General features: G+C 37.3%; 9 protein-coding genes. 4 read left to right on the forward strand and 5 right to left on the reverse strand.

Going from position 1 to position 7,543, the window contains the following annotated elements; all coding sequences use genetic code 11:
* Nucleotides 1–2,169 (forward strand): SLAP domain-containing protein (locus FC77_RS07045; protein WP_156641848.1); only part of this gene is annotated, 2,169 nt, incomplete at its 5' end.
* A 162-nt stretch (nucleotides 2,170–2,331) separates the two neighbouring features.
* Here FC77_RS07045 and FC77_RS07050 read toward each other — a convergent pair.
* The 5 genes from FC77_RS07050 to FC77_RS07070 all read right to left on the reverse strand — a co-directional run bounded on the left by FC77_RS07050 (nucleotide 2,332) and on the right by FC77_RS07070 (nucleotide 6,156).
* The gene (locus tag FC77_RS07050) at nucleotides 2,332–2,565 is read right to left on the reverse strand and encodes a cytochrome b5 domain-containing protein (RefSeq protein ID WP_054681609.1); all 234 of its coding nucleotides are present in this window, start codon (nucleotides 2,563–2,565) and stop codon (nucleotides 2,332–2,334) included.
* Nucleotides 2,566–2,659: 94 nt separating this feature from the next.
* Nucleotides 2,660–3,538 (reverse strand): lysophospholipid acyltransferase family protein, encoded by an 879-nt coding sequence (locus FC77_RS07055; RefSeq protein ID WP_056970930.1) that lies wholly within the window; start codon nucleotides 3,536–3,538, stop codon nucleotides 2,660–2,662.
* Between the two features lie 24 nt (nucleotides 3,539–3,562).
* Entirely contained in the window at nucleotides 3,563–4,513 is a 951-nt protein-coding gene (locus FC77_RS07060) for a glycosyltransferase family 8 protein (protein ID WP_056970932.1), read from the reverse strand.
* A 24-nt stretch (nucleotides 4,514–4,537) separates the two neighbouring features.
* Nucleotides 4,538–5,377 carry a glycosyltransferase gene (locus FC77_RS07065; RefSeq protein ID WP_056970934.1) on the reverse strand — a complete coding sequence of 280 codons (840 nt, stop codon included), beginning with the start codon at nucleotides 5,375–5,377 and terminating at the stop codon, nucleotides 4,538–4,540.
* Between the two features lie 14 nt (nucleotides 5,378–5,391).
* Nucleotides 5,392–6,156 (reverse strand): lysophospholipid acyltransferase family protein, encoded by a 765-nt coding sequence (locus tag FC77_RS07070; RefSeq protein ID WP_056970936.1) that lies wholly within the window; start codon nucleotides 6,154–6,156, stop codon nucleotides 5,392–5,394.
* A 167-nt stretch (nucleotides 6,157–6,323) separates the two neighbouring features.
* Between FC77_RS07070 and FC77_RS07075 the strand changes: the two genes are divergently transcribed.
* Genes FC77_RS07075 through FC77_RS07085 form a run of 3 tightly spaced genes read left to right on the forward strand, consistent with a single transcriptional unit; the run spans nucleotide 6,324 to nucleotide 7,398 of the window.
* Nucleotides 6,324–6,782, forward strand: coding sequence for a hypothetical protein (locus tag FC77_RS07075; RefSeq protein ID WP_056970937.1), 459 nt, complete (start codon nucleotides 6,324–6,326; stop codon nucleotides 6,780–6,782).
* A gap of 39 nt (nucleotides 6,783–6,821) precedes the next feature.
* A complete protein-coding gene (locus FC77_RS07080) occupies nucleotides 6,822–7,121 on the forward strand; it encodes a hypothetical protein (RefSeq protein ID WP_056970939.1) in 300 nt (99 codons plus the stop codon).
* A 1-nt stretch (nucleotide 7,122) separates the two neighbouring features.
* A complete protein-coding gene (locus FC77_RS07085) occupies nucleotides 7,123–7,398 on the forward strand; it encodes a hypothetical protein (RefSeq protein WP_056970941.1) in 276 nt (91 codons plus the stop codon).
* The last annotated feature ends 145 nt before the right edge of the window (nucleotides 7,399–7,543 follow it).

The following is a 7,543-nucleotide window of genomic DNA, read 5'->3' on the forward strand; positions in this document are numbered from 1 at the left end:
ACGAGTTTGGATTTGTCTAGCTTTGATACCAGCCAAGTCACTGACATGGGTGATATGCTTGCTTATGACAGTGGTTTAACTAGCTTGGACATCTCTAATTTTGATACTAGCAATGTTTCTAATATGAGTAATATGTTGAATGCTAGTAATCTAAATAAATTAACTTTGGGTGAGAAAACCAAATTAGCTAGTGGTGCTGGAATACCTGGCACGACTTGGTATAAAGATGGTGATCTTTCTAAGTCAGCTACGGTAGCTGACTTAGAGAACGGTAAAGCACATGCGGGTACCTGGGAACTTGCCAATGCTTCGGTTACCCTGAAATTTGTTAATGCTAAACACACTGATAAAACACTTTATACCAGTGATGTAATTCCTGGTTTCACTGGTAAATCTTTAGATTTAACTGATAGCACAGTTAAATCCACTTATATTACTCCTAATATTCCAACTGGTTATACATATGCCACAACTGATGCAGAATTAGCTGGACAAACGCAACCAACTAAAGCAGATTTCACTGCCACTGGCAATACAGTCACTATCTATTTAGCAGGTGACCCAGAAACTAACGTAACAGTTAAATATGAGCTAAAGAATGGTAATCAGGTGGGTAATACAATTACTCCAACTGGTAACCAGGTCGGTGATACGATTGATCTAAGTCAGGATGGAGCCGTTATCCAAGCAAATCCAATTCCGGATGGTTACCACTATGCTACTAATCCTGACGATATGCCAGCCAATTATGTACAACCAGGACCTATCACCTATAGTACCCAAAGTCAGGATAAAGTTATTTATGTTGTTGGTGACCCGGTAGCAGCAGGTGATACGGTTAAAGTTGTGCATTACTTAGAAGGAACAACTAAGCCAGTACCTGGTCTAACTGATTATGTCTTAGGCACTGGTGGTCATTATGGCGATGTAGTTACTGCTAGTGGTGACGATGCAGCCCAAAAGGCACCGTTTGGTTATAAGTTAGTAAACCCAGATGCCCAGACTTATGTTTTGACGAAGAATACTAACCCGCAAAAGACTTTTGTCTTTTATTACACTAAGAATGGTGGCGGTTCACTGCCAGAACCAGATCGGACACCAAAGTTACCGATCCCTGGTGAAGTCGATATTCCGCAAGGTACGGACTTAAGTAACGATACCACTTATGCTGGTGATGCGATTACAAATAAGGATCAAATGCCAGATGGTACTAAATATAGCTGGCAGCCTGCACCAGATACCTCCAAGCAAGGTAAGCAAGCAGGCACAGTCGTCGTAACTTATCCGGATGGAACAAAGACTTCCATTAATGTCATGGTTAATATTGTCGATAAAAATGTCAATGGAAATACTGGTAATAATAGCCACGACACTGCTAAGGAAGAGGTCTTAAAGCACAATGCCTACCTGTATGGTCAGGATGGCAGATGGGCTAACCAAGCAGTCTTAAAGGCTGGTTCCACTGTCACTACTTATGGTATGGTTGTCATCAATGGCCGGAAGTTCTTTACTCTGGACAATGATTACTACTTAGCAACTGGCAACGCGGTAAGCCAAACTAGAAAGCTCAAGCACAATGCCTATCTTTATAACAAGTATGGTCAACGTGTGGGTAAGAAAGTCGTTAAGACTGGCCAAAATGTAGCTACTTATGGCACCGTGGTCACGATCCGTGGCAAGAAGTATTACACCATTGATCATAACCACTTTATGAAGGCGAATAACTTTATGAAGATTGCTTATCCAGACTTGGCTAATAGTGAGTTATCACCAAATGCTAAGCAAGATAGTGATAAAGCATTCACTGTTAAAGCTTTGCAGCATAATGCTTACTTGTATAACAAAGAAGGTAAACGTGCTAATAAGGTGATCTTAAACTTGAATTCTAAGGTAAAGACTTATGGTATGAAGACGATCAATGGTCGGAAATTCTATGTAGCAGCTAATAATTACTACATAGCAGCTGGCAACATTGACGCAACTAAACGTAAACTTACGCATAATGCCTATATTTATAGTCAGTATGGTAATCGGATCGGCCGGAAGGTGGTGAAGCAGCACCAAGTAGTTGGTACTTACGGCGATCCTGTCGGGATTCGTGGTAAGAGCTACTACATCATTGGTTCCGGTCGTTACCTCAAGCAAGCAAATTTTGAAACAACTCGTTAAAGGCATAGCAATGTCCTAACATACGTACACAATTTTAAGGACGAAGAAAGAACGCTCAATCAAAAAATGATTGGGCGCTCTTTTTGCTTTGTCTAACTATAATCTAAAAAAAGTAGCCCCGTATTTGTTACGGATCTGCTTTTAAGGTATTAAAATTTTTAATTAATTTTCGCTGTAAGTACCAACTTTGTTTAACTTGCTAAGAACACTCTTACCGTGTGGTGAATGAGTGATAGCTACACTTAAATCGCGGCCAGCTAAATGACCGTGGTGAGTGCCACCAGTCCAGTGTGGATTATTGGTTACATCGTAAACTGTTCCATCAACTGCAACGTAAGCTGGACGACCGTCTTTACCGTCATAGTGTAATAAAGATTCTTTTGTGAATTTCTTCATAGAAGAACGCTCCTTCCTTATAAAAACGTTTTAATCATCTGTCTAACTTAATCATAATCTGCTTAAATTATTAAGTCTATTAATATGCTTGCTATTATTTGGGAAGATTAGCTTTATTGCGCCAACCGGCTATGTCCCACGGTGTAAAATCATAATTTAATTTTTTACCATAAATTTGTTCATATGCAGCAACTTTTTTTTGGTAATCTTTCTCCATCATTTGTTTTGAATTATCATGAGCGTTTAACGAAACATCCGGATAGATAGTTGGTAACACATGAACGATATATTTAGTTTGGTAAAAGTCCGGATGGTCTTTTTCTAATTTAGGTAAAGGTTGAATCTCAATAAAGGTAGAAACAATTGGTACGTTCTGCTCTGCGGCGAAATAATAGGCACCACGGCGTAATTTGCGGGGCTTGCGATAATTCCACCACATCTCTTGCTCAGGGAAGATTAGTACCCAATTATTATTCTCTAAGGCATCATGTAAATGCTTAGGAAATTTATTTGCGATATAACTGGTACTCTTTATTAGTGGAATTGTACCCACATAGGTCATGAGGTAACTTAAAATCCCGGGCAACTTCAAATTTGTATCTTCAATTACAATTGAGAGCTTGTGGTGGGTTTTGTCTGCAAGTCGTTTAATTGGTAATGAATCAATTTGATTGAAGTGATTAGCAGTTACAATAGCCCCACCTTTAGGTAAATTCTTTAGTAAGTTTAACCCTCTAAATTCAGTTGAAGAAGTTAAAATTTTGGTTAAGGCATTGAAGAATATGTGTCCAATATCGTTGTTTACCTTACCGGAAAAGCTTTTTTGGCCTTTCCAAAAGTTATTAACCAATTCTGTCCTGTCTTTAAGGGACATAACTGGATCGCCAACTTCAACTTTTGCAGTGAAATCACGGGCATTGGCTGCCTTTTTAATATTTTTAATCACTCGTTCGCGATCTGCTCCAATAATCATAGCTAGATTGGTCCTTATCTTAGTTTATATTTTTACTGACGTGGTCTTTTTAACTTTAGCCCAAGTGACATCTTCATCGACGATTTTATTAACCTTGTTTGCCATAGCGTCTAATCCAGCGCGAGCTTTTTTCCGGTCTTCATCAGTAAAGGCATCTAGTTGTTCTTTCAATTGCTTATAATATGGTGTTTCTTTGGCAATATTCCAGAAATAACGGCCATATTGTACGTCTGCAAAGTGCCACGGTTTGAAGAATAAGTTGTAATGGACAATTTTAGGATTTGCGATTTCCTTCATATTGTCGTTAGGCATAGCATCCCATTCTTTTGGCAAATGGTAAATTTTATCTTCACAGATTTCGTTCATGTATGCCTGATCAGGATCTACATCATCAAAGTTATACTTCTTGATTAGGTAGTAGAATTTGTCAACAAATTTTTTGTCTCTGAATGCTTTCATGTTAAACAAGATAACACCATCATTAATGTATTTTTCAGGTGGAAAGATCCCTTGGCACTTCTTAATATACTTTTGCAGTAATGGCATAAAGCGGATTGAAAGGTCGGGACAGCTTGCGAACATGTTGTTGCCAAAATCGATATCGTATAAGTTGGCGATGTCGGTGCAGATAATCGTATCAGCATCCAAATAAATTGCTTTGTTATACTGAGGGAATAGGTCAGGGATGAATAATCTATAAAAAATAGACATGGTGAAGAATTGTCCCCGGAGATAATTTGCATCGTTATTATGGATGGGGCGAACCATTTTATCGTCAATATGAAAAATATTGATGTGGATGTTATTAGTTTCGAGGCTCTTTAAGCTTTCTCTATGCTTATCGCTGAGCGTTTGAACTAACAATGTGATCGTATAATCTTTGTTAGAATCGGCATGATCAATTAAAGACTGAATTGAAACGTAAGCGTAAGCTGTATAGTTATCGCTAATTGTGTAAAAAATCGGAATTGTCATATATATTCTCCAAGTAAATAGATATTATTGTCTTCTTAGATTATGCCTTATTTTGAGGTAGAGGTTAAGCAAATCGTCGTATTCGTGTAATTTCAGCACACTGTGTATGCGTTTAACATCCCAAGGCTTGACGGTTTGGGTACGGAAGAATGGGAAGAAGCGAAAACTCGTGGTGAAATGCTGAATAACGGTATCGGGCTGCAATTTATATTGTTCGTTGTAGCGTCTAGGTGCGATTTTCTTTTCCGTGGCAAGTTTATTGATTGCTGATTGGTCCGGCATAAACATGTTTTTAACTTGCATCATGTGCCGAACCCTGGCGAAAAGCTTTGTCTCCTTGATTTCTTCCATATTAAGGAGCAAAACACCAGAATTAATATAATCGAAAATTTTATGCTCATGATAATTATGGAAGAAAAATCTGCCCCAATAATCCAATATCCCGACCAATTGGACGTTGGTTAAATCTTGCTTATAAAAAATCTTTGGGCTTCTGCGCACAATAACGTCATCGTCTAAGTACAAAATACGGTGGGGAATTTGTGGTAACTGGTCTGAGAAGAGCCTGAGCATTGCGTAGGGCGTGAAATGATTTTTCATATTTGCCGCAGGATTTTCTTCAATGAAAAGACTGGTACAGTCAATTAGCCTCAAGGTATTGTTGGGATTTTGCTTAACTAAAAGTGAGCGAATGTAGTCAGCTGCATGTTTGCTAAAAGGATGGTATTTCTTTTTATAGTTTCGGGTATACATTGTTAAGACGTAAATATGAAGTTCCTCTGCACCTGAATTTTTTAGTAAAGATAGGGTAGCTATTAATACACCATCTTCAGCGTTGCTGTCGCCACAAAAAAGAATATTCATGTAAACTCCTTAGTCTATTTTTGTTTGTAATTGTAATATTGGTAGTTACTTAATTTAGCCCGTTTATTAAGGGTATCCCAAATTTGATCATGAAGCTTAATCTGGGCTTTCTTCCTATTTAAATGTAAATCTGGATAAAAGGGCCCATCAATGTAAATGACGATTTTGGGCCGTTTGCCAAATCTTGGCTTGTGATAAGTTGTTGTCATGGTAAAACTCGGGGCATTAAGCGCAACAGGAAAGTGCATACTAGTCGGATCAAAGGGACGGATCTTGGTATAGTATGGCCACACATGTGCTTCAGGATAGATGAGAACAACGCCTTTTTTCTTATTAATTACGGTTTTGATTGCCTGGATTAACTTAAGAGATTGCTTAATATCGTGACCAACGGGTAAACCAGCGTATGGCATAACAAATTTTCCAATAAAGGGGATGCCCCAATTTGCTTGGGCAGCAATGGCATAGAAATTAAGAATCGGAAAAATTATTAGTGGGGTAAAAACATCCCCAACCGGCCGGGTATGGTTACCGTAAATAAAATAGCCCTGATCTTTAACTTTTTTAACTTTTTCTTTCCCTATTATATGGATATGAATAATGAGCCTGGAATATAGCCAACTAAGTATAGTGGCAATTACCCGTACTATTGGTGACCAAATTTTAGCTCCAAGCGAGGTGGGAAGGATAGTGTAATCATCGGGGAGACTGTAGCTTTGATCATGGCTATTAACGACGTCATCTGTGTCGCTATGGTAATAGTAAGTATGTTTTGCCATACAGCTCTCCTTTCCCTTTGCCAATTGTATTTAAATAATTTTATCATGAAAAGTGATAGAAGAAAAAACGTTAAAAGGATTAGTGCAATCTGTTTGATAAGATGTCATACTAAAAATAGAGAATTATGTTCAATTATTTCTGTGAAATTAAAAAGTAAGGAATCTTAATGCACGTACTTGAAATTGTCAGTATCATTTTTGTTATTATCGGCTTTATTACAATTGTTTTTGGGTTAAGGAACAGTAAAACTAAAGCAAATTCTTTTGTTTTGGGGATGATGCTTTTACTAATGGCATTGATTTCTGGATTAGAAATATTAGTAACCGGGATTAATAGTGTAATTTATTCTAAATTGATTACGGGTGTGGTAATAGAATTAGCTGGTGGGGTACTACTCCTAATAATTGGAATTATCCGCAAGGCAAGATTTGACCTTGTACTAGAAAATTTAGAGATTATGGCTGTGACTCTTGGCTTGATCGGAATATTATTGTTGGTTGTAATAATGACAAGCCGTTATATGTATAACTTAGTAGATTTAATTATTCCAATGTTAGTAATATTATTGTCGGCATTGCTGGAGTTATATCTAAATAGTATATATCGATTGAAAAAAAGAAAATAATTTCCTTTGCTTTTTTGCCTAAGTAGGGAGTGAATCATTATGTCAGGACCAGATATATTATTTCCAATATTAATGGTACTTGTAATTTTCGGTTTAACGCCAAAGTTTAAGAAGTACTATCAAGCGTATCTGAAAAAAGTGGGTTATTGGAACGTGGCTTTGTGGGTAATAATTCTAATAACTCTAGATATTTATTTAATTCAAAGTCAGATGCCTTACGAAGCCGGTTTTATATCAGTTGTCGTGAAATGGTATATTTTTGCCGTAGTTAATATAGTAATTATTTCTTTAATTGTTTTATCTTACTTAGCGGTGAAAAATATGCAAGGAGGCAAGTAGTATGGATTCTTTAGCGTTAGCTATAGTGATAATGCTCTTTGCAAAAGTCTGTTTGGAAGACACCCCAGGATACGGGGATTTTTCTACTCGGCTTACCAGTAAAATAGGTTATTGGCCTGTTGCTGTTTTGTTGCTCTTCCTAATTATTTTTAATATCTGGGCTTTTTTAAATGATTCATGGCCAATAATGTTGCCATTTATTGTTATAGTTGATGTTGCTTTGCTTATTACAATGTATGGTTCGTATAAACATATAAAGAAAAATAAGAATAAATAGTAAAAGGTAGAATGCTGTTTTGAGGCGTTCTACCTTATTTTTTTGCATAAAAAAGGCACCGCCTACTTGCAGTGCTATTTTCATATTAATGGGTGGCCAGGGGTTCGAACCCTGGACCCACGGATTAAGAGTCCGTTGCTCTGCC

This window comes from Lactobacillus acetotolerans DSM 20749 = JCM 3825, from assembly GCF_001436775.1.
Taxonomy (GTDB): Bacteria; Bacillota; Bacilli; order Lactobacillales; family Lactobacillaceae; genus Lactobacillus; species Lactobacillus acetotolerans.

Coding starts and splice junctions, on each gene's coding strand:
- FC77_RS07055 (WP_056970930.1), bottom strand. CDS start 3,538: ATGATTATTGGAGCAGATCGCGAACGAGTGATTAAAAATATTAAAAAG.
- FC77_RS07050 (WP_054681609.1), bottom strand. CDS start 2,565: ATGAAGAAATTCACAAAAGAATCTTTATTACACTATGACGGTAAAGAC.
- FC77_RS07085 (WP_056970941.1), top strand. CDS start 7,123: ATGGATTCTTTAGCGTTAGCTATAGTGATAATGCTCTTTGCAAAAGTC.
- FC77_RS07065 (WP_056970934.1), bottom strand. CDS start 5,377: ATGAATATTCTTTTTTGTGGCGACAGCAACGCTGAAGATGGTGTATTA.
- FC77_RS07080 (WP_056970939.1), top strand. CDS start 6,822: ATGTCAGGACCAGATATATTATTTCCAATATTAATGGTACTTGTAATT.
- FC77_RS07070 (WP_056970936.1), bottom strand. CDS start 6,156: ATGGCAAAACATACTTACTATTACCATAGCGACACAGATGACGTCGTT.
- FC77_RS07075 (WP_056970937.1), top strand. CDS start 6,324: ATGCACGTACTTGAAATTGTCAGTATCATTTTTGTTATTATCGGCTTT.
- FC77_RS07060 (WP_056970932.1), bottom strand. CDS start 4,513: ATGACAATTCCGATTTTTTACACAATTAGCGATAACTATACAGCTTAC.